Source organism: Flexivirga caeni, assembly GCF_003724155.1.
Taxonomy (GTDB): Bacteria; Actinomycetota; Actinomycetes; order Actinomycetales; family Dermatophilaceae; genus Flexivirga; species Flexivirga caeni.
The window spans coordinates 56,242-82,449 of the sequence record NZ_RJJQ01000005.1; the positions used below are offsets into that span (position 1 = coordinate 56,242).

The following is a 26,208-nucleotide window of genomic DNA, read 5'->3' on the forward strand; positions in this document are numbered from 1 at the left end:
CGGTCAGCCGAGTTCCATCGCGGTGACCAGCCAACGGCCGTCGACGCCGACCAGGCGCAGCGCGAGCGCGCGCACCCGGCCGTCGTGTTGCACGACCACACTGGCTTCGACGACACCGTCGTCGGGTTCGCAGATGTGCACCCGGCGCACCAGTGAGCGATGCAGCGGTCGCGCGCCGCGGCGCTTGGCGATGGTCGCGCGGGCGGTGACCCGTTCGCGAACCAGGGGGCTGACCCATCGGGCGATCTGGTTGGTGGAGCGGACTCCCGTCATACATTCCAGGAGGGCGCCGGCCAGCCGGTGCACCCACGCGCGCGGCTCGGGCAGCTGGCCGGCCGTGGTCGGCTGTGGTCCGAACTCGGGGTCGGTGCGATCGTCGCCCACGAGCACCCGGAGCGCCGGTTGCGAGTAGTGGCGCCGCCTGCTGCGTGCCGCTGTCACGACCTCGTCGTAGAGCACGTCGACGGCGTGCTCGTCGAGGGGCGGTGGCGTCCAGCCGGAGGCGGGTCGCAACTCGAGCGGGTGGGCAATCGCGGTCGTGGTCATCGCGCGCTTCCTTCCACGACGTGGTCGGGGGACTGCAGCCGGATGCCGATCTGCAGCAGGTCGGGATCGGCACCGATGAGGTGCCGGTTGGCGGCATACCAGCGCGGCCACTCGGCGGCGACAGCCCGCGCGTCGGCGTGCGGGCCGAGCTGGGCGGCCGCGATGGACCACAGCGTGTCGCCGCGGTGGACCACCACCTCGCCGGAGTCGTCGGAGACCGTCTTGCCGGTGATCAGCGGCGCGCAGTCGCGAGCCACTTGGTCGGTGCGGGCCGGGCGATCGGGCACCCAGCCCGGTGACGGGAGCTGCGCATCGCACGAATCTGACGTAACGGCAGTGGTTTTCGGCGCCATAGCAGCCGAGACGGTTGTGGGCGCGGTCGCAGCCGGCGGTGCCGGCGCGGCGAGCGCGGGCGCCGCAGTGGACAGCGCCGACAGGGTGGTGATCGCCAGCAGTATGCCGGCCAGCCGCCCGACCAGAGGCCCGGTCGGACGTGGCGCTGTGCCCGGGCCGCCGGGCGGGATGTTTCCGCGTGACGGGCGCAGCACGGTTGCCGTCGCGAGCGCGACCAGCACCGCGGCCCACAGCACGGCGAGCACCAGCGCGGCCCACAGCAACACCGGCACGGCGTCGATGGTGCGCACCGCGCTGCGCCGGCCCAGCCGGAAGACCTCGTGCTGTAGGCCGAGCCACGCGCACCAGGCAGCCCCGGACAGCACCAGGACGACGACGGCGCCTACCACGGCGGCTCGCGCCCGATGTCGCCTGTCCACGCATTCGTCAACCGGCATCGGATGCTCCTTTCGGCGTGGATTACCTGCACTCAAAAGTACCGAAAATGTCATAAACGACATCAACAGACATTAGCTGCACCTAAACACATGCAGGCGCGGTTGTCCATGCCTTGCGGCCTCCGGTTACGGTTACGGCGTGCGATGGCAGGACTTGTTCGCGGATCTCGAGGCGCAGTTGCTCGCCGAGCAGCGGCGCGAGTTGCACGCGGAGATCGCCGACCGCACCCGGCGCGAGCGGGCCGAGGTCACCGTGCTGGATCGTGCGGCGCGTTCGGTCGGCAGGACGATCACCGTGATCACCGGAGCCGGCCCGGTGCGGGGCGTGCTGGACGATCTCGGCAAGGACTGGCTACTCCTGCAGGAGCACGGCCGTCACGCAGCGCTGCTGCCGGTGGCCGCGATCACTGCGGTGGTCGGCCTTGCCGGGCACAGCGACGACGATCGCGGCATGGGCCGGCGCTTCGGGGTGGGTGTGGCGCTGCGCGCGATCGCGCGCGACCGGGCTCCGGTGGCGATCCACGATGCCGCCGGAGGTCTCGCCACCGGAACCATCGACAAGGTCGGCGCGGACCACCTCGACCTGGCCGAGCACCCGGCGGATGCGGTGCGGCGCACCGTTGCGCTGACCGGACACCGGGTCGTGCCCTTCGCGGCCATCGCGATCGTGCGGCGCGCCTGAGCCGGAGATCGCCGCGGGTCAGACCTCGTCGTCGGCGAAGTCGCCCGCCGCGACATGCGCCCGCGCGTCGGCATACTGCCGCTGGATGAAGGCCTCCAGCTCGGTCAGCTCGATCCGCCAGGACTTGCCCACCTTGATCGCCGGCAGCTCGCCGCTGGTCACCAGGCCGTAGGCCTGCCGCGAAGAGATGCTGAGCGTCTCGGCGACGTCGGCGATGGACACGAAGCGCGCTGGCACGGGTGGCTGCCCTCCTGGGTCGGTCGTATGGCGAGGCCGGTCCCATTGTGGCGCATTGCCCCACGGCTGCCGCGGATCCCTGTGGATAACGCCCCCAACGGGCCGGAGAACTCTCTACAGTGCGAAGAACCTGAAAAATTTCAGAACGACTCCTGCGAGCTTCGTTCGCGGGCGGTGAAGGGGAGCACACGTGGAGACTCGACGCTCAACCGGCGAGGAACTGCCGAAACCAGCGGCCCGGCGGCTGCAGCGTCCGTCGTGGAACGACAGCCGGCTGGTCGCCGGCGTGCTGCTGGTGCTGGTCGCGACCATCGGGGGCGCTGCGGCTCTGCGTCACTACGACAGCTCGATCGAAGTCCTGCAGGCGACCCGTCCGCTGGTGCCGGGTCAGCAACTGCACGACTCCGACCTGCGTCCGGTGAAGGTGCGCATCGACCGCGCGAGCAGCACCTACCTCGGAGCGGACGAGGCGCTGCCCAAGGGCGAGGTACTGCGCGAGGTGCGCACCGGGGAGCTGGTGCCCCGGTCGGCGGTCGGCAGCGGAGCGGCAGTGCACTCGAAAGCCGTTGCGGTTCCCGTGGATTCGGGGCAGGTCGCGACCCTGGTCAAGGGGTCGGTCGTCGATCTGTGGGTGTCGCGCAAGAAGACGGGGGAGACCGGCCGGGATGCGTACGACGCGCCGGACCGCCTGCTGCAGCGTGCGGTCGTCGCGCGCGTGCCCAGTGCCGGCGGTGGGTTCTCGGTCGCCTCCGACAGCGGTGCGGTGCACGTGCTGGTGCCCGACGAGAACATCGCCGAGGTGCTCGGCGCGATCAACCAGGGTGCCAAGGTCGACCTGGTGCCGGCCGCCGGCTCCCCGTTGAAGGGCAGCTGATGGCAACCGCGGTGGTGACCGCCATCGGAGCGGCTCACGAGGCGGCCGTGGCCGCGACCATCGGGCGGGTGACCGGAGTGCGGCTGGTCCGGCGCTGCGCCGACGTGGCCGATCTGCTCGCCGTCTGTGGCGCCGGGCGCGCCGACGTCGCCCTCGTTTCCGCGGACTTCGCGGACCTCGACCGCGGCGCGATCGCGACGCTGCGCGGCGCGGGCACCGGGCTGGTGGGCGTACACGGGCCGAGTGCGGTCGAGGAGCGGGAAGTGTTGCGGCAGTGGGGTGTTCCGACACGGCTGCGGACCGACGCGACCCCGGCGGAGTTCGCCGCCGCAGTGTCGGTGGCTGCCGACACGGGTGACAACCCGGCGGAGCAGCAACTCCCGGCCGAGCGGCGTGAGGAGAGCGACGCGGACCCGATCGGCGAGGAGCTGGCAGCCATGACGAGCGGTTCGTCATACCTGCCGCACAATCCGTTCCTGGAACCGGAGCGCGAGGAGCGTTCCGCGGCGCCGGTCGTGGTCGTGTGGGGTCCGCCCGGTGCTCCGGGCCGCACCGTGCTCGCGGTCAATCTGGCCGGCGAGGCCGCCCGGCTCGGGGTGTCCACCGTGCTTGTCGACGCGGATACGCACGCCGCGTCCGTTGCGCAGCATCTCGCGCTGCTCGACGAGGCGCCCGGCGTGGCCGCGGCCACCCGGCTCGCCGACTCGGGTCACCTCGATGTGCGGTCGCTGGCCGCGTCGTGTCCGCAGGTGAGTCCTGGGCTGCGCGTGCTGACCGGGCTGCCGCGCGCCGACCGGTGGCCCGAGATCCGGGACGATTCGCTGACCGCCGTCCTGGAGCAGTGCCGCACCCTGGCCCGGCTGGTGGTGGTCGACGTGGCGGCGCCGCTGGAAGAGGACGAGGAACTCAGCTATGACACCGCCGCGCCGCGGCGCAACGCCGCGGCCCTTGCCGCACTGCGGGCCGCGACCACGGTGATAGCCGTCGGTGCTGCCGATCCGGTCGGTCTGCAGCGCCTGGTCCGCGGGCTGGAGGACTTGCGAGCGGTCCGCCCGGACCCGCCGCTCGTGGTCGCCAACAAGGTCCGGGCGGCGGCGGTAGGCACCGGCCCGGAGCAGCGGGTCACCGACGCCCTGCAGCGGTTTGCCGGGGTGGCGCAGAGCCGCACGATCCCCGACGACCGGCCGGCCTGCGACGGCGCGCTGCTGGCCGGGCGGCTGCTGGCTGAGCATGCCCCGGGCTCGCCGGCCCGCAAGGCGATCACCTCTCTTGCCGCCGACCTGACCGGCGTGGTCGCCACCACCCGGCGGGGCTGGTTCGCCGCGCGGCGCTGAGCACGGCCCGTCAGGGACGCATCGGGATGTGCGGCTCAACCCAGTGCGGGCGACCCATCGTGCCCGGCCGGGACCGTCCCGGCCGCGATCTTCAGCAGCTCTGCGGCGTCGGCTCCCGTCGTGCCCTGCACCACCAGGTATCCCTTGCCGTATGACGGGGTCAGGCTGCCGATGACCGGTGTCGGCGAGCCGTCCGCGGATCGCAGGGTGGTCACCCGGAACCGCTTGCCGTCGAGCGTCCGCACGATGCCGGTCTGCGGGAGCGGCTGTGCGGCGGACTCGATGGCGATCTTGCCCTCGAAGTCCTGCACGGTGGTGTGCGGCGATCCGTCGGTGTGCACCAGCACCAGGGACTCCGGGGTCCAGCCCTGCACCTTCCAGCCCGGCGGCACATAGTGCAACTCGAACGGCCGGGCACCCAGGGAGCCCCGGAACGGCGCTGCGGTCCTTGCACGTGCCGGGTGCGGCGACCGCGCGGTCGTCGTGGGATGGGATGCGGCGGCCGGTGCGACGCGCTCCGGTGTGGCCGCGCTGCGCGTGATCACGAAACCGCCTGCACCGCTGACGAGAAGCGCCGCAGCGCAGACTCCTCCCGCCATACCGGCGCGACGGCGGCGCAGGGCTGCACGACCGCGAGCGATGTCGGAGTCGACGGGGACGACGTGCGCGGCAGCGGGTTCCGCTGCCCGGTCGAGCAGCTCGGCGAGGTCGGTCATGAGGTTCCTCCATGGTGCGTGGTGTCGGTGTGGACGTCGGCGAGCCGGATCCGCAGGGTCGCGAGCGCCTTGGCGCTCTGCGACTTCACGGTGCCTTCGGAGCAATGGAGCAGGGTCGCCGTCTGTTCGACGGATTGGTCCAGCAGGTAGCGCAGGACGATGACCGCGCGTTGTCGCGGCGGCACCGCCGCGAGCGCTGCCAGCACCGTTGCCCTGGTATCTGCATCGGGCGCGGGTACACCGGTTTCCGCCGGTAGGGAGCCCGTTCGCTCGTGCCGTCGCCAGGCGCGGCGTGACTCGTCGATGAAGGTGGTGGTGAGGATCCGGTAGCTGTAGGTGAGCGGACCGGTTCCCCGGGCGACGCGCGGCCAGTGGACATAGAGCTTGGTGAGTGCCTGCTGGACCAGGTCCTCGGCGTCTTGTTCGTTCCCATAGGTGAGCAGCCGGGCCGCGCGTTCCAGCCGGCCGCGGTTGGCGGTCACGAACTCGGTGAAACCCACATCGCGTTCACTCGTCATACACGCTGCTCCTCCTTCGGCCCGCACCTGGCGGCGCCGATCGCGTCGTCCCCCCCCCCATGAACGGGGGCGGCACGCACCCAGGTTGCCCTCCCGACGTGAAAACATGACCTCGTGGCCGACCGACTGAGCGCGCTCGATGCGTCGTTTTTCTACCTGCAGGACCGTTCGACGCCGATGCATGTCGGCTCGGTGCTGATCTTCGAACCGACCGGAGGCGGATTCGACTACGAACAGCTGGTCGGCCTGGTCAGCAACCGCATCGCGTTCGTGCCGCGGTACCGGCAGAAGGTGCGCCAGCTACCGGCGCGGCTGCTGCCGCCGATGTGGGTCGATGACGACGAGTTCGATGTCAGCTACCACGTGCGCCGGTCGGCGCTGCCCAAACCGGGCACGGCAGAGCAGCTCGAGGAGTTCGTCGGCCGGGTGCAGGCGCGGCCGCTCGACCCGGACCGGCCCCTGTGGGAGCTCTACCTCGTCGACGGGCTCGCCGGCGGCCGGTTCGCCATCGTCACCAAGACGCACATCGCCCTGGTCGATGGCATCCACGCGATCGACATCGGCCAGATCATCGTCGACCCGGAGGCCACTCGCGAGCACCCGATCCCGCAGACGTGGCGGGCGGCGCGGCCACCGAACGCGCTGGAGCTGGTCGCAGCCGTCGCCGGAGACGTCGCGCGCAACCCGCGCAGCGCCGGCCAGTTGCTGGCCGGAGGGATCGGCGGGGTCGTGTCCGGCGCGGGACGGCTGACTCGCAGGGGCGTCTCCGGCGCGGCCTCGGCGACCGGCGTGCTCGCGCGGATGGCGGCGAGCCCCGCGCCCGACAGCGTGCTCAACCGCACGGTGAGCGCCCACCGCAGGTTCGTGATGGTCTCGACCGGCCTGGATACCTATCGCCGGGTCCGCGCGCAATGTCCCGAGAGTGTCACCGTGCACGACGTCGTGCTCGCGACCATCACCGGGGCGCTGCGGGGCTGGCTGCTTGCGCGCGGTGAAGCGGTGCCCGGCGCCGAGACGGTCCGCGCGCTCGTCCCCCTCAGCGTCGAGCACGAGGACGGTGAGGGCGAAGAGGTGTCGCCGATGTTCGTCGACCTGCCAGTCGGCGAGGCGCGCCCGATGATGCGGCTGCACCAGATCGCCTACGCGACGGCGGCCCAGCTGGAAGGCGGCGGGCCGGCCGTCGACGCTGCCTCGATCGCCGGTCTCGCCGGTTTCGCGCCGCCGACGTTGCACTCGCTCGGCGCTCGGCTCGGCAACGCCATGTCGCGTCGCATGTTCAACCTGGTCGTCACGAACGTGCCCGGCCCGCAGCGCGTGCTGTATGCCGGTGACGCTCCGATGGTCGAGAGCTACCCCGTCATACCGCTGCCGAAGGGGCAGACCCTGTCGATCGGCCTGACGTCATACAACGGGCGGGTCGACTTCGGGCTGACCGCCGATCGCGACGCGATGCCCGACCTCGAGCTGTTTGGCCAGTGCCTGGCCGACGCGCTCGCCGAGCTACTGGACGAAACGGAGACACGCCCATGAGGGTCTACCTGCCGCTGGACGTCGACGACCTGGAGGCGTTGCACCGGACGCGAGTGCTGCCCGCCGGCGCCCGTGCGGCGTTCGCGGTGACCGACCGGCTGCGGGCCGCGGCGCCGGCGGAGGACCTGGAAGGCCTGGAATATCTCGCGACCCAGGAGGCCGCGACCGCCGCGGCTGCGCGCGGGGGGCGAGTGGTCGCCGCGGTGGACATGCGCGACGAACACGTCACGGATCAGCCGGATGGTGAATCCCCTTCTGCTGTGCGGGTTTCCGGCGAACTGCCGCAGCAGCATGTCGCCAGTTTCCACGTGCTGGACCCCGCCGGCGAGCGCGACGTCGACGCCGACCTCGAGCTGTCCTGGTATGACGCGACCGAACTCGCCCTGGTGCTGGAAACGGTTTCCTGATGGGGTCTGCCCGACCACGCTGAGGGGGAATCCGAAACAATTCGGTGCGGGACTGTGGAGTAACCGCCGGAAGATGGCAAAGTCTCACTGTGCAATCCGTCCCCCGAACTCTGAACCGCATCGCCATCGTCAACCGTGGAGAGTCCGCCATGCGGCTCATCCACGCGGTGCGCGACGTCAACGCCCGGCGCGCCCTCGAAGGCGACAGCTCGCCGCTGCAGACCATCGCGTTCCACACCGATGTCGATGCTGGTGCCGCCTTTGCCCGCGAGGCCGACGAAGCTCACCTGATCGGTGCTGCCGCTGACCGGCCCTACCTCGACCTGGCCGCGCTGGAGCGGGCACTCGTCGACGCCCGAGCCGATGCCGCGTGGGTCGGCTGGGGATTCGTCGCCGAGGACCCCGCGTTCGCGGAGCTGTGCGACCGGCTCGGGGTGACGTTCATCGGCCCGTCCGCCGACGCGATGCGCCGGCTCGGCGACAAGATCGGCTCCAAACTGATCGCCGAGGAGGTCGGCGTCCCGGTCGCGCCCTGGAGCCGCGGCGGGGTGGACACGCTGGACGAGGCGCTCGAAGCCGCCGAACGCATCGGCTATCCGCTGATGCTCAAGGCGACTGCGGGCGGCGGTGGCCGCGGCATCCGCAAGGTCTCCGGGCCGGCTGATCTGGAGGACGCCTACCAGCGCACCCGCGACGAGGCGGAGCGCGCGTTCGGCTCCGGCGTGGTCTTCCTGGAGAAGCTGGTCACCGGCGCACGGCACGTCGAGGTGCAGGTCATCGCCGACGGTCAGGGCACCGCGTGGGCGGTCGGGGTGCGTGACTGCTCGGTGCAGCGTCGCAACCAGAAGATCATCGAGGAATCCGCCTCGCCGCTGCTGGATGCCGACCAGTCCGGTGAGCTGAAGGCCAGCGCCGAGCGCCTGGCACTCGCGGTCGACTATCTGGGGGCCGGCACGGTCGAGTTCCTCTATCACCCGGCCGAGCGGACGTTCGCATTCCTGGAGGTCAACACCCGGCTGCAGGTCGAGCATCCGATCACCGAGACCGTCACCGGCCTGGACCTGGTGGCGCTGCAGCTGCAGGTCGCCTCGGGACAGCCGCTGCGCGGTGAGCGCCCGGTGGAGCGCGGGCATGCCGTCGAGGCGCGGCTGAACGCCGAGGATCCCGACCGTGATTTCGCGCCGGCGCCCGGTCGCATCGCGCGACTGGAACTCCCGGCCGGCCCCGGCATACGGGTCGATACGGGTGTCTCCGAAGGTGACACGATCCCGGCCGATTTCGATTCGATGATCGCCAAGATCATCGCCCACGGTGCCACCCGCGACGAGGCGCTGGCCCGGTTGCGGCGCGCGATGGACGAGACGACGGTGATCATCGAGGGCGGCGTCACCAACAAGAGCTTCGTGCTCGAACTGCTGGCTCAGCCCGAGATCACCCGTGGCACGCCGGAGTGGGCCGACACCGGGTGGATCGACCGGATGCGCGCCACGGGCCGCCTTGCCGATCACCCGCACTCCGGTGTCGCGCTGGTCGCCGCCGCGATCGAGGGGTATGCCGAGAGGGAACGCGCGGAGATCGCGGGCTTCCTGGACACGGCACACGGTGGCCGTCCGCAGGTGCATCACGACCCGGACGGCAGCACCGAGCTGAAGCTGCGCGGCGAGACGTTCTCGGTGGCGGTGCGCCGGGTCAGCCCCTCCGACTACCGCGTCAGTGTGACCGCCGGTGCGCAGACCCGCACGGTGGACGCGTCGCTGGTGCGCCTGGACGACGTGCACAGCCGGCTGCTCGTCGACGGCGAGCCGTTCCGGGTGTCGAGCGCCTCGCACGGCCCAACGCAGCTGATCGAGGTCAACGGTGTCACCCACCGGATCAGCCGCGACGAGGGCGGCGTGATGCGCGCGCCCGCGCCGGCGCTGATCGTCGCGACCCCGGTCGCCGTCGGCGACGAGGTCAGTGCCGGCGATCCGGTGCTGGTCCTGGAGTCGATGAAGATGGAAACCGTGCTCCCCGCGCCGTTCAGCGGGCGCGTACGCGAGTTGCTGGTCCGTCCGGGCACCCAGGTCGAGACGGGCGTGCCGCTGGTGCGGCTCGAGCCCACCGGCGAGGCGGAGGAGGAGGTCGCCGAGGTCACCGCCACCGACCTGGGGCTGCCGACCGACGAGCGGGTCCGCACCAAGGCCGAGCGCGACGCCGCCGCGATGAGCACGTTGCGCTCCGCGCTGATGGGGTATGACGTGGGCCCCGCCCAGCGTCTCGTCACGCTGCGCCGCTACCTGGACGAGCGGGACACCACGGCGCCGCCGAGCGCCGACGAGCTCGGCCTGCTGGAGATGTTCGCCGACTTCGCCGAGCTGAGCCGCAACCGGCCGGCCCGCGACGAGGCGCATGTGGAGCTTCGGGTGCACAGCTCCCGCGAGCATTTTCAGACCTATTTGCGCAGTCTCGACCTGGCGCGCGGCGACCTGCCGGATTCGTTCCGCAGCAAGCTGCTTCGCGTGTTGCGCCACTACGGCATCAGCGACCTTGATCGCACGCCGGCGCTGGAGGAGGCGCTGTTCCGCATCTTCCTCGCGCAGCAGGAGGTCAGCGACGTCGATATCGCGGTGCAGCTGCTGCGCAGCTGGCTGTCGGTGCCCGCACCGACCGACGCGGGCGGAGCGCGGGCGCTGCTCGAAGACGTCGTGCGCGCCACCCAGCGCCGGTTCGCCGTGGTCGGAGACCTGGCCAGGTCGGTGCGCTTCGGCTGGTTCGACCAGCCGATCGTGGACGTCGAGCGCTCCAGCGTGCTGGGAGGCGTGGCCGACGAGATCGCCGCGCTCGCCGACCCGGCTGCCCCGGAGAGGGAAGCGCGCATCGAGGCGCTCACCGCCATACCAGAGCAGCTCGTGGGGTTCCTGCGCGACCGGCTCTACGCCGACCCCAGCGCGATTGGCAACGCGTCCGAGCCGATGCTGGAAGTGCTGATCCGCCGGCACTACCTCGAGTACGACCTGCGTGACCTGCACGCCGGCCGGGTCGGCGCGCGTCCGACGGCGCGCGCCGAATACCAGTCGGAGCGCCACGGCCGGACACGCGTGGTGGCCACGGTCGGCGACATCGCGCAGGTGCGCGACGGTTCGCTGGCGTCGGACCTGAACCACGAGCCGTCCGCCGGTCACGACACGGTGTTGGAGATCTACCTGCGCTGGGCCGACCAGCCCATGCAGGCGGACGCCGTGCGCGACGCGCTGCTGGAGTTGTTGCGGGCGCAGCACTTCGCGCAGGTTCCGCGCCGCGTCTCGTTCGCGGTGTGCCCGCCCGCGCCGCGGCCGGTCGACTACTTCACCTTCCGCCCCGACGGCGACGGCGGCTGGTCCGAGGACGACCTGGTGCGCGGGATGCACCCGATGGTGGGGCGCCGGCTCAACCTGTGGCGGCTGCGCGAGTTCGACGTACGCCGCCTGGACGCACCCGACGACGTGCTGTTGCTCGACTGTGTGGCGCGCAGCAACCCGTCGGACCACCGGCTGATCGCGCTGGCGCAGGTGCGGCAGCTCGCGGTGGTGCGCGACGAGGAAGGCAACGTCGTCGCGCTGCCGCACGCGGAGCGGGCGGTCGAGAACTGCCTGGAGGCGATCCGCCGGGTGCGTGCGTCCCACGGGCGCGGGCGCAACCCGCTGGACGTCAATCATGTCTGGGTGACCGTCTGGCCACCGGTCGAGGCGGACGTCGCGCAGTTGGCGGCGCTGCAGTCCAAGATCACGCCGCTCACCGAGGGTGCCGGCATCGAAGAGGTGCTCGCGCAGGGACGGGTCGAGGACGGGCAGGGCAACCTGGTGCCGATCGCGATCCGCTTCCACGCAACCCCCGGGGCCGGGGTTTCCGCCGAGATCACCGAGCCGCCCACCGAGCCGCTCGCACCGCTCGACGACTACGCCGGCAAGGTCTTGCGCGCGCGTCGCCGTGGTTTGGTCTACCCCTACGAACTCGAGCAGAACCTCGCTGGCGCAGGCAGTTTCGTGGAGTACGACTTCGATGAGCAGGGTCAGCTCGTACCAGTTGACCGGCCCCGCGGCCAGAACACTGCAGGCATCATCGTCGGCGTCGTCAGCACGCCGAGCGACCTCTACCCCGAGGGCATCACCCGCGTGGTGCTCGCCGGCGACCCGATCAAGTCGCTGGGTGCGCTTGCCGAGCCGGAGTGCAGCAGGGTCGTCGCGGCGATCGACCTCGCCGAGCGGATGCAGGTGCCGGTCGAATGGTTCGCCGTCTCCGCCGGTGCGCGGGTCTCGATGAGCAGCGGCAGCGAGAACCTCGACTGGGTCGCGGTCGGCTTGAAGCGCATCGTGGAGTTCACGCAGGCGGGCGGCGAGATCAACATCGTCGTCGCGGGCATCAACGTGGGCGGTCAGCCGTACTGGAACGCCGAGGCGACGATGCTGATGCACACCAAGGGCATCCTGGTGATGACTCCGGACAGCGCGATGGTGCTGACCGGCAAGCAGACGCTCGACTTTGCCGGGAGCGTCTCCGCCGAGGACAACTTCGGCATCGGCGGTTACGACCGGGTGATGGGCCCGAACGGCCAGGCGCAGTATTGGGTGCCCGATCTGGCCGGTGCGCTCGGCGTGCTGATGCGGCACTACGAGCACACGTATGTCGTTCCGGGAGAGCCCGGTCCGCGTCGCGCGGCCACCGGCGACCCGGTCGACCGTGACATCTCCACCAGCCCGCACGACGGCGACTTCGACACCGTCGGCGACATCTTCTCTGCGGAGTTCAACCCCGACCGCAAGCGGGCGTTCGACATCCGCAGCGTCATGCGCGCCGTCGCCGACAGCGACCACTCGATGCTGGAGCGGTGGGCCGGTATGGCGGACGCCGAAACCGCTGTCACCGTTGACGCTCGCATCGGAGGGTTCCCGGTCAGCCTCATCGGCATCGAGTCCAAACCTGTTGCACGACAAGGTTTCCCGCCCACCGATGGTCCCGACACCTACACCGCGGGGACGCTCTTCCCGCGGTCGTCGAAGAAGGTCGCGCGCGCAATCAACTCGGCGTCCGGCAACCGCCCGGTCGTGGTGCTCGCCAACCTGTCGGGTTTCGACGGGTCACCGGAGTCGATGCGCAACCTGCAGTTGGAGTATGGCGCCGAGATCGGCCGGGCCATCGTCAACTTCGAGGGCCCGATCGTCTTCTGTGTCATCTCCCGCTATCACGGCGGCGCGTTCGTGGTCTTCTCCAAGCGGCTCAACCCGCAGATGACGGTGCTTGCTGTGGACGGCTCGTTCGCGTCGGTGCTGGGGGGTGCGCCCGCGGCTGCGGTGGTGTTCGCCTCGGAGGTCGCCAAACGTGCTGCGGCAGACCCTGCGCTGGCCGAGTTGCAACAGCGGATCGACGGTGCGCAGGGAGCCGAACGTGCAGCGTTGATCGTCGAACTCGACGATCTGCAGGCCAGCCTGCGCGCAGCGAAGATTGCCGAGATCGCCTCGGAGTTCGACAGCGTTCACGACATACATCGAGCCGTGCAGGTCGGCTCGGTCGACGAAGTCGTCGCCGCCTCCGAGTTGCGCCCGAAGATCGTCGAGACCCTGGTGCGTGCCCTCGGCTGAGTGCGACGGGGCGCGGGCAGGGGACGTGTGGGCGGCGCCGACACCCCGCACCGCCGACACCCCGCACACGCGCCCACACCCCGCGCGAAGTCAGCCGGCCAGATACTTCGCACCCGTCTCGGCTTCGATCCGCACGCCGCTGGAAATTGCTGGGGCGGAAGCGGATTCGACTTTCGAACCGAAGAGCGGGATCCGGGCTCGCAGGTCTCCGGAGACCACCATCGACGTGTGGTCGCCGTCCGGGGTCATCCGGATCTGCCCGGTGTAGTCGATCGGCAGTCCGCTGATCGACACGGTGAGGTCGGCGCTGCGGACATCGTCGGCGTCCGCAGTGCCCCACCGCTGAATCTCGACGATCCGCAACGTCTTGCCGATGAGTCGCGAAACGTTGTCGGGTAGCCCGTCGGTCGACATCTCGCGGTGCGTCTCGATCACGTCTCCCGGAGGCTGGGCATCGATGGTTACCGAATGGGTGAGCGCCCCGGTCGCTGCGCACTTGGACTCCTGAAACGCCGGGTCCAGCAGCATGGCGAACACCCGGTCTGCGGGCGCGTCGTAGGTCCAGGTCTCCTCGATCTTCATGCCGGAAGCGTACTGATCCCTACCCGGGCAGCGTGGCCGCCGCGACGATTCGCGTGGCGTGTTCGGCTCGTACGACGCGGCCCAGCACCTGATCGGCCTGACCTGTGACGTCTTCGGCGAGGCGCCGCGATTCGGCGCGGAGCGTCTCGGCCAAAGTTCGCAGCGCCACGGACAGCCTGCTCAGGGCGTCGGCAATGTCGTTGCCGTGCTTGCGAATCGGCTCGTCGAGACCACATGCCGCGGTCCGGCGGATCGCTTCCGCGACGCGGTGCAGCTCAGTGGCCGCGTCCTCCAGGCTGGCGGCATCCGCCGGTATGGCGCCCGCCCGCACCTGCTCGGCCAGCCGCTTGCTGGCGCGTGCCGGGCGACTCGTGGCCGGGTCCGGCAGCACCGCGTCGAGGTGGGCGCTCACCGGGGCGCGCGGCACGCGCAATTCGGCGAGTTCGTCGTGCCAGCGCAGCAGCTCCTCGGCGGCTCGCTCGATCGCGTCAGCACACGCCTCCGCCGTCTCGAACTCCGCGGGATCGGTCTGGATGCTCAGCAGCCGCGGCACGAGGAGGGCAACGCCTCGGGTCCGGTCGCTGGTCTGCATCCCCGGCAGACTAACGCGGTGCGGGGCGATGCGCGAAAGGTGTGATGCCAACCGCGTGACAGGCAGGCACCTCGTGGTGTGCCCGCCTGTGGCGTGGGACACCCCCGGGACTACCCTCGGCCGTGGGCGACAACGAGGTCGTCCGATGAGTCTCAGGCGAGGGCCGAAGAACACCATGTCCGTGGACACCGTTACCCGTTCAGAAATCCTGCGTGAGTGCGCGGGGAAGCAGCCGGGGGGCACCCCGCAGTGGCTTCTCGAGCGTTACTACCGACATGTGGCCGACGAGGACGTCGTCGGCTACGGACCGGAGCGGCTGCGCGGAACTCTCGCATCGCACCTGCAGCTCGCGAGCGATCGCGCACCCGGCACGACGAGGGTCCGGATCGTCCATCCGAGTCTCGAATCGGACGGCTGGACCTGCCCTTACGCGATCCTGCAGATCGTCACCGACGACATGCCGTTCCTCGTCGACTCCGTCATCTCGGAACTCACCCGGCACGACCGCAGCGTCCACGCCGTGATCCACCCGCAACTGTTCGTCCAGCGCGACGCCGGTGGCGCCCTGCAGCACGTCTACGACACCGACACGGTGCCGGAACCGACCGAGGCCGGTATGGCGCCGGCCAGTGAGTCGTGGATGCACTTCGAGATCGACCTTGGCGTCGACGACGCGGCCGATGCCGCGCTGGTCGCCGACGTCGAGCGCGTGGTCGGTGACGTCCGCGTCGCGGTCAACGACTGGTCGAAGATGCACGACGAGTGCGAGCAGATCATCGCTGCCCTGGACTCGGAGCGCCCCGTGTCGGTGCCCGGCGCGGCGGTCGACAAGGTGCAGGGTTTCCTGCGCTGGCTCGCCGACAACCACTTCACCTTCCTCGGCTACCGCGAGTACACCCTCGACACCGTCGACGGCGAGGACGTGCTGCGGGTCAAGCCCGGCACCGGCCTAGGCATCCTGCGCTACGACAAGCCGTCCTCGCGGTCGTTCAGCAAGCTGAGCCCGCGAGGCCGGGCGACGGCTCGCCAGCCCCAGCTGCTGACCATCACCAAGGCCAATTCCCGTGCGACCGTGCACCGTTCGTCGTTCCTGGACTACATCGGCATCCGCACGTTCGACGAGCAAGGCAACGTGATCGGGGAGAAGCGTTTCCTCGGCCTGTTCACCTCCAGCGCCTACACCGAATCGGCCCGGCGGGTGCCGGTCGTCCGCGAGCGGATCGCCAAAGTGCTGGCGCGGACCGGATACTCACCCGACAGTCACTCCGGCAAGGACCTGCTGGAGGTGCTGGAGAACTACCCCCGCGACGAACTCTTCCAGACCTCCAGCAACGAGCTCTACGAGATCTCGACCGCGGTGCTGCGCCTGCAGGAGCGCCGCCAGGCGCAGATGTTCCGCCGGGTCGACGAGTTCGGCCGGTTCGTGTCCGTCCTGGTCTACCTGCCGCGCGACCGGTACAACACCGGTGTCCGGCTGCGCATCGAGCGGATCCTGCGGGACGCCTACCAGCCCGAGGCGGTCGACTACACCACCCGCATCGCGGAGTCCGCGCTCGCGCTGATCCACTTCGTCGTGCGCCTGGTCCCGGGATCGGACGTGCCCGAGGTCGACGAGCAGGAGTTACAGGAGCTTGTGCTGGAGAGCAGCCGCACCTGGGGTGAGCGGCTGGGCGCCGTGTCGTTGGAGGAGGACGGCGAGGACGCGTCCGCGCGGGTCATGAGCCTCTACTCGCGCGCCTTCCCCGAGGCGTACAAAGAGGACTTCACGCCGCGTCAGGCGATCGCCGATCTGCGGCGCATCGAGGCGCTGGAGTCGGACGACCACACCCTGCTGACACTCTACCGGGAGCCGGGCGCGGACTCCCGGGAGCGCCGGTTCAAGTTGTTCCGCCGCAACCCGGTGGTCCTGACCGACGTGCTGCCGGTCTTCACGCACCTGGGCGTCGAGGTCACCGACGAGCGCCCCTACTCGATGCAGCGCGCCGACGGCGTCGTCGTCCACGTCTACGACTTCGGGCTGCGGGCCGGTGGCCCGGATGTGTGGGGTACGGACGAGCGCAGCACCGCCGACGTGCGGGAGCGCTTCCAGGAGGCGTTCTCCGACGTCTGGGAGGGCGACAGCGAGAGCGACGGTCTGGGCGCCCTGGTGCTGCTGGCAGGGCTCACCTCACGCGAGGTGATGATGCTGCGCGCGATCGCCAAATACCTGCGTCAGATCGGCTTCACCTTCAGCCAGAACTACATCGAGCAGGCATTGCGCACCAATGTGCACCTGGCTCGCTCGCTGGTCGACCTGTTCGACGCGCGCTTCGACCCGGCCCAGCCGGATGGCGGTCGCGCGGACGCCGAGGCCGAGCTGGTGCAGCGCATCGAGTCCGCGCTGGACGAGGTCGCCAGCCTCGACCATGACCGGATCATTCGCACGATGATGGGTGTGATCCGGGCGGCGTTGCGCACCAACGTTTTCCAGCGCGATGCCGACGGGCGGCCGAGCCCGGTGATGAGCTTCAAGATCAACTGCGCGTCGGTGCCCGGGCTGCCGAGTCCGAAGCCGAAGTTCGAGATCTGGGTCTACGGCCCGCGCGTCGAGGGCGTGCACCTGCGCTTCGGCATGGTCGCCCGTGGCGGCCTGCGGTGGAGCGACCGTCCGGAGGACTTCCGCACCGAGATCCTCGGCCTGGTCAAGGCGCAGATGGTCAAGAACGCCGTGATCGTCCCGACCGGTTCCAAGGGTGGCTTCGTCGCCAAGCGGCTGCCCGACCCCAGTGACCGGGAGGCGTGGCTGGCCGAGGGCATTGCGGCATACAAGCTGTTCATCTCCGGCCTGCTGGACGTGACCGACAACCTGGTCTCGGGCGCCGTCGTGCCGCCGGAGAGCGTGGTGCGTCACGACGGCGACGACACCTACCTGGTGGTTGCCGCTGACAAGGGCACCGCGACCTTCAGCGACATCGCCAACGGCGTCGCGCAGTCCTACGGCTTCTGGCTGGACGACGCGTTCGCCTCCGGCGGGTCCGCCGGCTACGACCACAAGGCGATGGGCATCACCGCCCGCGGCGCGTGGGAGTCGGTGAAGCGGCACTTCCGCGAGATGGGCGTCGACACCCAGGCGCAGGAGTTCACCGTCGTCGGCGTCGGTGACATGAGCGGCGACGTCTTCGGCAACGGCATGCTGCTGTCCGAGCACATCCGGCTGGTGGCCGCCTTCGACCACCGGCACATCTTCCTCGACCCCGACCCGGTGGCGGCCACGTCGTATGCCGAGCGGCGTCGCCTGTTCGACCTTCCCCGGTCGTCGTGGGGTGACTACGACACCTCGCTGATCTCGGCGGGCGGCGGCGTCTACCCGCGCACCGCGAAGTCGATCCCGGTCAGTGCGCAGACCCGTCATGCGCTCGGCCTGGCCGACGACGTGACCCGGCTCGCACCGAATGACCTGATGCGAGCGATCCTGCTCGCGCCGGTCGACTTGTTCTGGAACGGCGGCATCGGCACCTACATCAAGGCGTCCAGTGAGACGGCCGCCGACATCGGCGACCGCGCCAACGACCAGATCCGGGTCAACGGCGGCGAACTGCGGGTGAAGGTCGTCGGTGAGGGCGGCAACCTCGGCGCGAGCCAGCTGGGCCGCATCGAGGCGGCCGAGCACGGCGTGCGGGTCAACACCGACGCGATCGACAACTCCGCCGGTGTCGACACCTCCGACCACGAGGTCAACATCAAGATCCTGGTCACGGACCTGATGCGGCAGGGCCGCTTCGACCTGGAGCAGCGCAACACGCTGCTGCACTCGATGACCGACGAGATCGCGGTGCAGGTGCTGCGCGACAACTACGAGCAGAACGTCCTGCTCGGCAACGCCCGGGCCCAGACGCACGCGATGCTGCCGGTGCACCAGCGGCTGATCCACTGGCTGGAGCAGCGCGGAGAACTCGACCGCGAGCTGGAGTTCCTGCCCAGCGACGCCGAGATCGCACGGCGTTCGAGCGCCGGCGGCGGGCTGACCTCGCCGGAGTTCTCGGTGCTGGTCGCCTACGCCAAACTGGCGATGAAGAACGATCTCGCGCACTCCGAGCTGACCGACGACCCCTGGTTCGCGGCGCTGCTGGCGTCATACTTCCCGGAGCCGGTCCGCGTGCGGTATGCCGCCGAACTCGCCCAGCACCCGCTGCGCCGGCAGATCGTCGTCAACCAGGTCGTCAACTCGATGATCAACCGTGGCGGCATCACCTTCGCATTCCGGGTCGGCGAGGAGACCGGTGCAGGCCCGGAGCAGATCGCCCGCGCGTTCATCGTCGCCCGAGAGGTCTTCGGCCTGCGGGAGTTCGTCACGCAGGTCGAGGAGCTGGACAACGTCGTGCCGACCCAGTCGCAGACGGCCCTCTACCTGGAGTTCCGCCGGCTGCTGGATCGTGCGACGCGCTGGCTGGTGCACAGCCGGCCGGCCCGGCTGGACATCACCGGCGAGATCGACCGGTTCGGCGCGGTCGTGCGGGAGCTGACCCCGAAACTGCCGCAGCTGCTGCAGGGTTCGGAGCGAGCCCGCTGGGAGTCGCGGCGCGCGGAGATGGGCGACGGCGGCGTGCCCACACAGCTGGCCGGCTGGGCGGCTGCCCTGCTGGACAGCTACTCGCTGCTGGACATCACCGAGCAGGCGATCAGCACCGACACTCCGGTGGCGGACGTGGCAGCGGTCTACTTCATGCTCTCCGAGAGCCTCGGCATCGACCGGATCCTGTCGGCGGTCTCGCGGCTGCCGCGCGACGACCGGTGGGATGCGCTGGCCCGCGGTGCGGTGCGTGACGACCTGTATGCCGTGCTCGACTCGTTCACCGCTGCGGTCATCGCGGACACGCCCGCGGACGAGAGTGCCGAGCAGCGGCTGGACCGGTGGGCGACGGAGAACTCCGAGTCGATCAACCGGGCCCAGCAGGCGCTGGTCGGCGTCAGCGAGCTCGACGAGGCAGGCCTGGCGCCGCTGTCGGTCGCGTTGCGCACGCTGCGTTCGGTGGTGCGGTCCGGGTCTGCGCGCTGACCCTGGTTAGGCTCGCCGCATGCCGTCGATGAACGACGTGCTGAGCCAGCACACCGAGCTGCACCGGTCCGCGTGGGACCGGCTGCACCTGCTGGTCAGTGACTGGCAGTTGCTGGCCGACCTGTCCTTCGCGGACCTGGTGCTGTGGGTGCTGACCCGCGACCGCAGCTGGGTGGCTGCGGCGCACGTGCGCCCCACGACAGGCGTCGGCGTCTTTGTCAACGACGTCGTCGGCAGCCGCATCGACCACGCGCGGGGGCGCACCGTCCGGCAGGCGTATGACGAGCGGCAGATCGTCCGGTCGCACTCCACCACGTGGCGCGACGACCTGCCCGTGCGCGAGGAGGCGATCCCGGTCGTGCAGGACGGCTGTGCGATCGCGGTGCTGACCCGCCATACCAACCTGGCCTCAATGCGCACGCCGAGCCGGCTGGAGGTCACCTACCTGGCATCCGCCGACGCGCTCAGCCGGATGATCGCGGCCGGGGAGTTCCCCGGCTCAGCGGCGCCCCCTGCCAACCGCCGCGGCGCGCCGCGCGTGGGTGACGGCGTGCTCCGCCTGGACGCGACGGGCAACGTGACCTACGCCAGCCCCAACGCCGTCTCGGCAATGCACCGGCTGGGGTATGACGAACAGCTCGTGGGGGTCCGGCTCGCCGCGGCCCTCGCCCGGGTGCTGCCCGAGCGCGGGACGGTCGACGAGGAGCTGATGACGGTCCTGACCGGCGCGCTCGCCCGGAGCACCGAGATCGAGTCACGCAGCGCACACGTAAGCGCGCGCGCGATCCCGCTCTCGGAGAACGGCCGGCGGATCGGAGCGATCCTGCTGGTCCGCGACGTCAGCGAGCTGCGGCGCCGCGAGCGCGAACTGCTCAGCCGGGAGGCGACGATCCGGGAGATCCATCACCGGGTGAAGAACAACCTGCAGACGGTCGCGGCAGTGCTGCGGCTCCAGGCGCGGCGACTGGACGACCCGCAGGCCCGTGCCGCGCTCGCGGGTGCGGTGCGGCGGGTGGGCACGATTGCGACCGTGCACGAGACGCTCAGCGGAGGCTGGGACGACACGACGCCGTTCGACGAGATCGCGGCCGGTGCGGTGCGGTCGGCGGTGGAGATCAGCAACCGGTCTCAGGAACGGGTCAGTGCCCGGCTGACCGGCAGCTTCGGCTCACTGCACGCCGACGACGCGACGGCCGTCGCCATGGTGATCGCCGAGCTGGTGCAGAACGCGATCGAGCACGGCTTCGCCGATCACGGCGGTCAGGTGGTGCTCGATGCGGTGCGCAGCACCGGCGACCAGGGTGAGGAAGTGCTTGCCGTGACCGTCACCGACGACGGCGCCGGGCTGCCGGACGGCTTCGACCCGGCCGCGTCAGGGCTCGGCATCCAGATCGTGCGGTCGTTCGTGCAGGACCTGCGTGGCGAGATCACCTGGTCGCGGGTGGAGCCGCACGGCACGCGCGTGTGCTTCGTAGCGCGGCTGCGGGACGAGACGTGAGTGCGGTTCTCCCGGATCGGTGTTTCCTGGTCGGGCCCCCGCGAAGTATCCGCGATCGCGGGCCCCGACGAAGTATCGGAGGAGCGAAGCGGGGGAGAACTTCGGTGGGTGCAGGGAAGCGGGGAGAACTTCGTTTGGGGTTAACCGGCGCGGCGGGCGCGGGCATTGCGGCGCTTGAGCGCGCGACGCTCGTCCTCGGACAGCCCACCCCAGACGCCGGCGTCCTGACCGGACTCGAGGGCCCACTTCAGGCAGGTGTCGATGACCTCGCAGCGACGGCACACCTGTTTGGCATCCTCGATCTGCTGCAAGGCGGGTCCGGTGTTGCCGATGGGGAAGAACAACTCCGGGTCCTCGTCCAGGCACGCAGCGCGATCGCGCCAATCCATGTGTTTCCGCTCCTTGCTTCAGGCGCACGTGCGGTCAGGCACGTGCGCCAACGAATGTGGTCGACTAGTGGTGATTGCCCGGTCGGGGTTGGCCCGCACCCGAGCACTCGCGATGGTGAACGAGTCTGTTGGGCGAGCTGCTGTCACGAGCTGCCAACGTCTGTGCGCCATACGTTGTTCCCAACCTTCACAGATGCGAACAACATTCCACAAGCACTTTGACCAAGAATTTCGCTCTCGAAGATGAGTGATCGGTCACATCCGCCCGTGGGATGACCCGGTTGGGGTCGGCCGGGGGCCGCGCCATACGGGTTCCTGCATAAGCTGTTGTGGTGACTGAGCACCCCTCGACGTGGCGCCCTCCCGCAGCCTTGATGGCCTTGCAGACCGTGGTCCTCGTGGTGCTGGCCGGCTCGCTCGTCGTGACCGGAGTGTCCGGCCACACCGATGACGGCGGTCGCGCGCTCACGGAGGCCGCCACGGTGCTGGCGCTGGCCGCCTGCAGTGCGCTGCTGGCCCTGGGCTTCTGGCGGGGCCGCAGCGTGGCGCGCACCCCGTCGCTGCTGTGGAACGCGCTGCTGGTGATCGTCGGCATCACCGTGGCGACCTCGGGTGCTCCGGCGATCGGCGTCCTCGTGGCGGTCGTCGGCGTGATCAGCTTCGCTGCGACGCTGCGGGTGCCTCGCTACGAGCTGGACGACGACGAGTGACCGCAGTCACATGCGGGCGGCGAGCAGCTGGAAGATCAGCGGCATCACCTGCTGTTGCATGATCTTGTCGGAGCCGAAACCGCTCGGATCGAGTGAGAAGAACCCGCCGAAACTCACGGTCAGTTGCATCGCGGTGCGGCCGTTGCCGATGACCACCAGGTAGGTCGACGTGAGCGAGTCGTTGGAGCTGGAGAAGGGGGCAGGCGTCATCCGCAGCCGCTGAGTGCCGAACGCGCCGTCGTCGTAGTAGATGTACCCGCTGCTCGGCTTCCCGCTGGACTGGGTCTGAACCGTGCGGTCGCTGGCCCGACTGCTGTCGTAGGCCGCCAGGATCGAACTCTCGGTGCCGACCTTATTGATCGTGATGCTGATCGTGTTGGGGTACTTCTTGGGATCGGAATCGCCCGGCAGCTGCGGGGTGACCACCAGCTTGGTCGGACCCTCCGGATTGAACGCGATCTGGATCGCGTCCGGGAAGACGCCGAGCAATTCCTTGATCGACAGCAGCCGCCCGGCGACCGGCCAGTCGGCCTGCGGCACCGCGCCGTCCTGCACCGGCGGGTCGTAGACCGGCAGGCTCTTGTCGAGGACGACCTTGCGCCCCTGCTTGTTGGCGACGACGACACCAGGGGAGTCTCCCGGGCTGGGCTTCTGTTTCAGGTACGGCCCGTTCGGCTGGGGCGCGGTCGAGGTCGCCGTGGTGGTCGCGCTGCTCCCGCTGCCACCCCCGCACGCGGCGAGGCTGCAGGCGGCCAGCACGCTGGCGGTGGCGAGGGCGAGACGTTTCATGCGGCTGCCTTTTCAGTGTCGGTGAATTTCGCCCCGAGCAGCTGCACCAGTGCCGGGACGATCGCCGTGCGGTAGAGCTTGCGGGACTCGAGGTAGTCGGAGGAGAGAGTGGTGAAGCCGATCCCGCTGAACCAGATCTCGCCGGCGACGTCGCCGTGCTGGAGCAGCACCTTGGTCGTCGTGCCGTCGGTGTATGCCGCGGCGACGCCGAGCGAGTTGTTGGCAAAGAAGGTGTAGAGGCCCGGCCGGATGCTCGAACGTCGCTGCGCCGCAACAAGATCCGCGGACCATTGCTTGCCGATCTGCTGCGGGAGGCCGAACCCGCGGATGTTGATCATCAGCTGGCTGCGATCGTCGTCCGGTTCGCCGGTGATGGTCAGTGCCAGGGTGCACTCGGTGGACTTCTTCGTCGAGCCGCCGCCCGGCAACGTGCCCTGTCGGCACTGGGTGGCTTTGACCGCGGTGAGCTCGGGCAGCACCTGCCGCAACTCGGCGAGGGTGAAGACCTCGGACGCCGACGGCCAGGTCGCGTCCATGGGCTTCTTCCCGGTGCGGTCGACCTGCACCGAGAAATGAGCCGACGGGGTGATGGTCGTCGCTGCTGTGGGAGTGACGCCGTTCGGCACGTTCGGTGGCGTGTATGGCGTGACGCTCACCTGCGGCGTCGCCGGTTTCGACCCCTTCGCCGGGTGTGTCGAGATGCTCGCGCCGGGCTTCGCGGGTGCGGCGCCGCCGGCGGCATACGCGGTCACGGCGGGCACAGCGACCGCGACAGCTGCCGCTGCCCCTGCGCACAGCATCGCGACCCGGCGTCGCCGTGAGGTCTCAGGCATATTTCCGGGGGAGGTGGTCGGCCAGGTCGTGCGCGAGGACGGGGAACACGCTGGTCATCAGGGTGGTGCTGGAGCTGTTCAGCGAGTTGAATCCGATGAACGTCAGATTGATCCAGGCAGCGATGTTGCCGTCGGAGACCAGCACGGAGGCATGGTTGTTGCCGAGGTAGTAGCTGCCCTTGGCGCCGAACGAACCCTGCGTGAAGTAGCGGTCGATGCTGGCCCGGTTCTTGACGTCCTTGTCGCGGACCGATGTCCACGCGGCTGTCACTCCGGACCCCGTCTTGTCGGCCCCGATCGCGATCAGGCTGACCGTGATCGAGTTGGTGAACCCGGTGTCGCCCTTCAGCGCGATGGACCAGCTGCACGAGGCGTTCTTGGCGGTCTTGGCCGTCCCGCTGGCCCCCTTGGTGCAGCTGCCCAGGGTCGCCGCTCTGGCACCGGGGATGGCGGCCTTCAACTGCTCGGCAGTGAGCACGGTGTCCGCGCTCGGCCACTGGCTGGTCGGCACGTTCGGGTCGTCCGTCTTCGCCAGGGTGAACGACCAGGTGTCGCCGGGGACCACGTTCGCGCTGACCGGTGCTGGACCGGCAACCAGACCCTCAGGAGTCGGCGCGCCCGAACTCCACGGCGGAGCCGCCTTGGTGCCGCCACTGGATCCGCTGCAGCCCGCCAGCAACCCGGCGGTGAGGACCGCGCAGGCCGCAACGGTCGCGCGTGCCGTACCCATCAATGCACATCCCTCGGTCGTTCGGCTCGGTCGATCGCCACACGGTGACGCCCATTATGACCCGACTCCCGGCCGAAACGTTCCATGCCCGGCGACCGGGTGCAGCAAAACCTGCCCCGGCCCGTAGGGGCAGGACAGGTTTCGCCACGTGCGGTCGCAGGGTCAGGCTGCCCGGTTCAGGCAACCACCACCGCGGCCTCTTCGGCCGCCAGTTGGGTGTGGCGGACATTGAGCAGACCGAGCACCAGCACGGTCGCGAAAAGCATCATGCCCGCGGCATACCAGAACGCGTGGGTCGAGCCGAAGGTCTGCACCTGCAGCGCCGCGTGGTGGGACGCCTGCGCGAGCTGTCCGTGTGTCGGCGTGTGACCGGATGCGGCCGCCTGGGCGATCGCCGCCTTGCCCGCCGCGGCGAGCTCGGTGCCCTTCTGGGTCGCGAAGTGGGTGAAAACCGTGGTCAATGCGGCGATTCCGACAGCTCCTCCGATTTGCTGCGCGGTGTTCAGCGCCGATGCGGCCGCTCCCGAGTCATCCCTGCGGACGCCGGCGGTCGCGGTCAGCGTGAGCGGGATGAACAGGAAGCCCATTCCGAAGCCCATCACGACGATCCAGGGGAGTAGGTGCAGTGCGTAGCTGCTGTCCGTCGAGAGGTGCGCGAAGCCGACCATCGCCGTCGTCGCGAGCAGGCCGCCGAAACCGGACAGCCACCGCGGGTCGACCCGGCCGGCCAGGTTCGAGGCGAGCCCGGCGGCGGCCACCACGCCCGCGCTGAACGGCAGGAACGCGAACCCGGTCTTAACCGGCGAGTAGCCGAGCACCTGCTGCACGAACAGGCCGAGGAAGAAGAACATCGCCATCATTCCGGCGCCGATGAGCAGCATCGACAGCAAGGAGACGCCGCGGGTGCGGTCCGACAGGATGCGCAGCGGCAGCAGCGGGTGACTGGCCCGGCTCTCCACAACGACGAAGAGGGCGAGCACGACCAGCCCCCCGATCAGCGGGAGGAGGGTCTGGAGGTCGCCCCACGACGAGCCCTGCTGCCCGGCGTGCGACAGCCCGTAGACGATGCCGAACAGGCCGGCCGTTCCGGTCACCGCGCCGGCCACATCCAGGCGGCCGTCACCGCTCTCCGACTCGACCAGGACCCGCGGCGCCAGGATCGCGACCGCCAGCCCGATCGGCACATTGATGAAGAAAGTCCAGCGCCAGTCGGCCTCGGTCAGCACCCCGCCGAGGATCATGCCGATGGCGGCACCGGCGCCGGACATTGCGGCGTACACGGCCATCGCGCGGTTGCGCTCGCGGCCCGCCTCGAAAGTGGTGTTGATCAGTGCCAGTGCGGCCGGGGAGGCCAGTGCGGCGCCGGCGCCCTGGATTGCGCGAGCGGCCAGCAGCAGGCCGCCGGTCGGTGCAATGCCGCCGATCAGCGACGCGATCGCGAAGACGGCAATGCCGAGGACGAACATGCGGCGGCGACCGAAGAGATCGCCGAGGCGTCCGCCGAGCAGCAGCAGGCTGCCGAACGCGAGCGCGTATGACGTGACGACCCACTGCACGCTGGACTGGGTGAAGTGCAGCGAGGTGAGGATGTGCGGTGTGGCGATGTTCACGATCGTGCCGTCGAGCACGATCATCAGCTGCGCCATCGCGATCACGATCAGCGCGATGGTGCTGCCGGACTTTCGATGGGTGGTTGCCTTCTCGGTCACCACGTCGATGGTCGAAGTCATCAGCGGTGGTCCTTCCCTGGTTGGGTGCGCCGGACATGGCGCAGGAGTGATCGGCCGGTGACCCGCGGGCGCAGGTTCCGGTGAATTGGGT

At 69.9% G+C, this 26,208-nt stretch carries 21 protein-coding genes; 9 read left to right on the forward strand and 12 right to left on the reverse strand.

The genetic code is table 11. The annotated features are described in order from the left end of the window. Nucleotides 1–3: 3 nt before the first annotated feature. Nucleotides 4–546 (reverse strand): Rv3235 family protein, encoded by a 543-nt coding sequence (locus EFY87_RS07100; RefSeq protein ID WP_123270777.1) that lies wholly within the window; start codon nt 544–546, stop codon nt 4–6. Further along, nucleotides 543–1,337 carry a LysM peptidoglycan-binding domain-containing protein gene (locus EFY87_RS07105; RefSeq protein WP_148043278.1) on the reverse strand — a complete coding sequence of 265 codons (795 nt, stop codon included), beginning with the start codon at nt 1,335–1,337 and terminating at the stop codon, nt 543–545. The genes EFY87_RS07100 and EFY87_RS07105 overlap by 4 nt, the downstream gene beginning before the upstream one ends. A 139-nt stretch (nt 1,338–1,476) precedes the next feature. Here EFY87_RS07105 and EFY87_RS07110 point away from each other — a divergent pair, with 139 nt between their 5' ends. After that, nucleotides 1,477–2,019, forward strand: a complete 543-nt coding sequence (locus EFY87_RS07110) for a hypothetical protein (RefSeq protein WP_123270779.1) — start codon at nt 1,477–1,479, stop codon at nt 2,017–2,019. Nucleotides 2,020–2,037: 18 nt separating this feature from the next. Here the strand turns inward: EFY87_RS07110 and EFY87_RS07115 are convergent, their stop codons facing one another. Next, nucleotides 2,038–2,256 carry a helix-turn-helix domain-containing protein gene (locus tag EFY87_RS07115; protein WP_123270780.1) on the reverse strand — a complete coding sequence of 73 codons (219 nt, stop codon included), beginning with the start codon at nt 2,254–2,256 and terminating at the stop codon, nt 2,038–2,040. Nucleotides 2,257–2,446: 190 nt separating this feature from the next. Here EFY87_RS07115 and EFY87_RS07120 point away from each other — a divergent pair, with 190 nt between their 5' ends. Continuing rightward, the gene (locus tag EFY87_RS07120; protein ID WP_123270781.1) at nt 2,447–3,130 is read left to right on the forward strand and encodes a CpaB family protein; all 684 of its coding nucleotides are present in this window, start codon (nt 2,447–2,449) and stop codon (nt 3,128–3,130) included. Next, nucleotides 3,130–4,464, forward strand: a complete 1,335-nt coding sequence (locus tag EFY87_RS07125; protein ID WP_123270782.1) for a CpaE/TadZ family protein — start codon at nt 3,130–3,132, stop codon at nt 4,462–4,464. Before EFY87_RS07120 ends, EFY87_RS07125 begins: the two co-directional genes overlap by 1 nt. A 35-nt stretch (nt 4,465–4,499) precedes the next feature. Here EFY87_RS07125 and EFY87_RS07130 read toward each other — a convergent pair whose 3' ends face one another. After that, the gene (locus tag EFY87_RS07130) at nt 4,500–5,180 is read right to left on the reverse strand and encodes a hypothetical protein (protein ID WP_123270783.1); all 681 of its coding nucleotides are present in this window, start codon (nt 5,178–5,180) and stop codon (nt 4,500–4,502) included. After that, entirely contained in the window at nt 5,177–5,698 is a 522-nt protein-coding gene (locus EFY87_RS07135) for a SigE family RNA polymerase sigma factor (protein WP_123270784.1), read from the reverse strand. Before EFY87_RS07135 ends, EFY87_RS07130 begins: the two co-directional genes overlap by 4 nt. A gap of 114 nt (nt 5,699–5,812) precedes the next feature. On the opposite strand from EFY87_RS07135, the gene EFY87_RS07140 reads away from it, so the two are divergent. From EFY87_RS07140 to EFY87_RS07150, 3 genes are all read left to right on the forward strand, one after another. Continuing rightward, entirely contained in the window at nt 5,813–7,228 is a 1,416-nt protein-coding gene (locus EFY87_RS07140) for a WS/DGAT/MGAT family O-acyltransferase (protein ID WP_123270785.1), read from the forward strand. Beyond that, a complete protein-coding gene (locus EFY87_RS07145) occupies nt 7,225–7,635 on the forward strand; it encodes a DUF6912 family protein (protein WP_123270786.1) in 411 nt (136 codons plus the stop codon). The genes EFY87_RS07140 and EFY87_RS07145 overlap by 4 nt, the downstream gene beginning before the upstream one ends. Before the next feature lie 89 nt (nt 7,636–7,724). Next, on the forward strand, nt 7,725–13,229 hold the full coding sequence (locus tag EFY87_RS07150) for an ATP-binding protein (RefSeq protein WP_281276177.1): 5,505 nt from the start codon (nt 7,725–7,727) through the stop codon (nt 13,227–13,229). A gap of 90 nt (nt 13,230–13,319) precedes the next feature. Here EFY87_RS07150 and EFY87_RS07155 read toward each other — a convergent pair whose 3' ends face one another. Then, nucleotides 13,320–13,811: a DUF2505 domain-containing protein gene (locus tag EFY87_RS07155; RefSeq protein ID WP_123270788.1), complete on the reverse strand. Its 492-nt coding sequence runs from the start codon at nt 13,809–13,811 to the stop codon at nt 13,320–13,322. Between the two features lie 19 nt (nt 13,812–13,830). Further along, complete coding sequence (locus EFY87_RS07160) at nt 13,831–14,403, reverse strand: hypothetical protein (RefSeq protein ID WP_123270789.1); 573 nt, start codon at nt 14,401–14,403, stop codon at nt 13,831–13,833. Nucleotides 14,404–14,548: 145 nt separating this feature from the next. Between EFY87_RS07160 and EFY87_RS07165 the strand changes: the two genes are divergently transcribed. Together EFY87_RS07165 and EFY87_RS07170 are read left to right on the forward strand one after the other, a co-directional pair. Continuing rightward, complete coding sequence (locus EFY87_RS07165; protein WP_123270790.1) at nt 14,549–19,438, forward strand: NAD-glutamate dehydrogenase; 4,890 nt, start codon at nt 14,549–14,551, stop codon at nt 19,436–19,438. 19 nt (nt 19,439–19,457) lie between these two features. After that, entirely contained in the window at nt 19,458–20,936 is a 1,479-nt protein-coding gene (locus EFY87_RS07170) for a sensor histidine kinase (RefSeq protein WP_123270791.1), read from the forward strand. A 140-nt stretch (nt 20,937–21,076) separates the two neighbouring features. On the opposite strand, the gene EFY87_RS07175 is transcribed toward EFY87_RS07170, so the two are convergent. Continuing rightward, nucleotides 21,077–21,325 carry a WhiB family transcriptional regulator gene (locus tag EFY87_RS07175; protein WP_123270792.1) on the reverse strand — a complete coding sequence of 83 codons (249 nt, stop codon included), beginning with the start codon at nt 21,323–21,325 and terminating at the stop codon, nt 21,077–21,079. Nucleotides 21,326–21,657: 332 nt separating this feature from the next. Between EFY87_RS07175 and EFY87_RS07180 the strand changes: the two genes are divergently transcribed. Next, complete coding sequence (locus tag EFY87_RS07180) at nt 21,658–22,035, forward strand: hypothetical protein (RefSeq protein WP_148043279.1); 378 nt, start codon at nt 21,658–21,660, stop codon at nt 22,033–22,035. Between the two features lie 6 nt (nt 22,036–22,041). Here the strand turns inward: EFY87_RS07180 and EFY87_RS07185 are convergent, their stop codons facing one another. The 4 genes from EFY87_RS07185 to EFY87_RS07200 form a co-directional block, all read right to left on the reverse strand. Next, nucleotides 22,042–22,824: a hypothetical protein gene (locus EFY87_RS07185; RefSeq protein WP_123270794.1), complete on the reverse strand. Its 783-nt coding sequence runs from the start codon at nt 22,822–22,824 to the stop codon at nt 22,042–22,044. Continuing rightward, on the reverse strand, nt 22,821–23,657 hold the full coding sequence (locus EFY87_RS07190) for a hypothetical protein (RefSeq protein WP_148043280.1): 837 nt from the start codon (nt 23,655–23,657) through the stop codon (nt 22,821–22,823). The genes EFY87_RS07185 and EFY87_RS07190 overlap by 4 nt, the downstream gene beginning before the upstream one ends. Next, nucleotides 23,650–24,387: a hypothetical protein gene (locus EFY87_RS07195; protein WP_123270796.1), complete on the reverse strand. Its 738-nt coding sequence runs from the start codon at nt 24,385–24,387 to the stop codon at nt 23,650–23,652. The genes EFY87_RS07190 and EFY87_RS07195 overlap by 8 nt, the downstream gene beginning before the upstream one ends. Nucleotides 24,388–24,563: 176 nt before the next feature. Further along, nucleotides 24,564–26,117 carry an MFS transporter gene (locus EFY87_RS07200; RefSeq protein ID WP_123270797.1) on the reverse strand — a complete coding sequence of 518 codons (1,554 nt, stop codon included), beginning with the start codon at nt 26,115–26,117 and terminating at the stop codon, nt 24,564–24,566. Nucleotides 26,118–26,208: the final 91 nt, after the last annotated feature.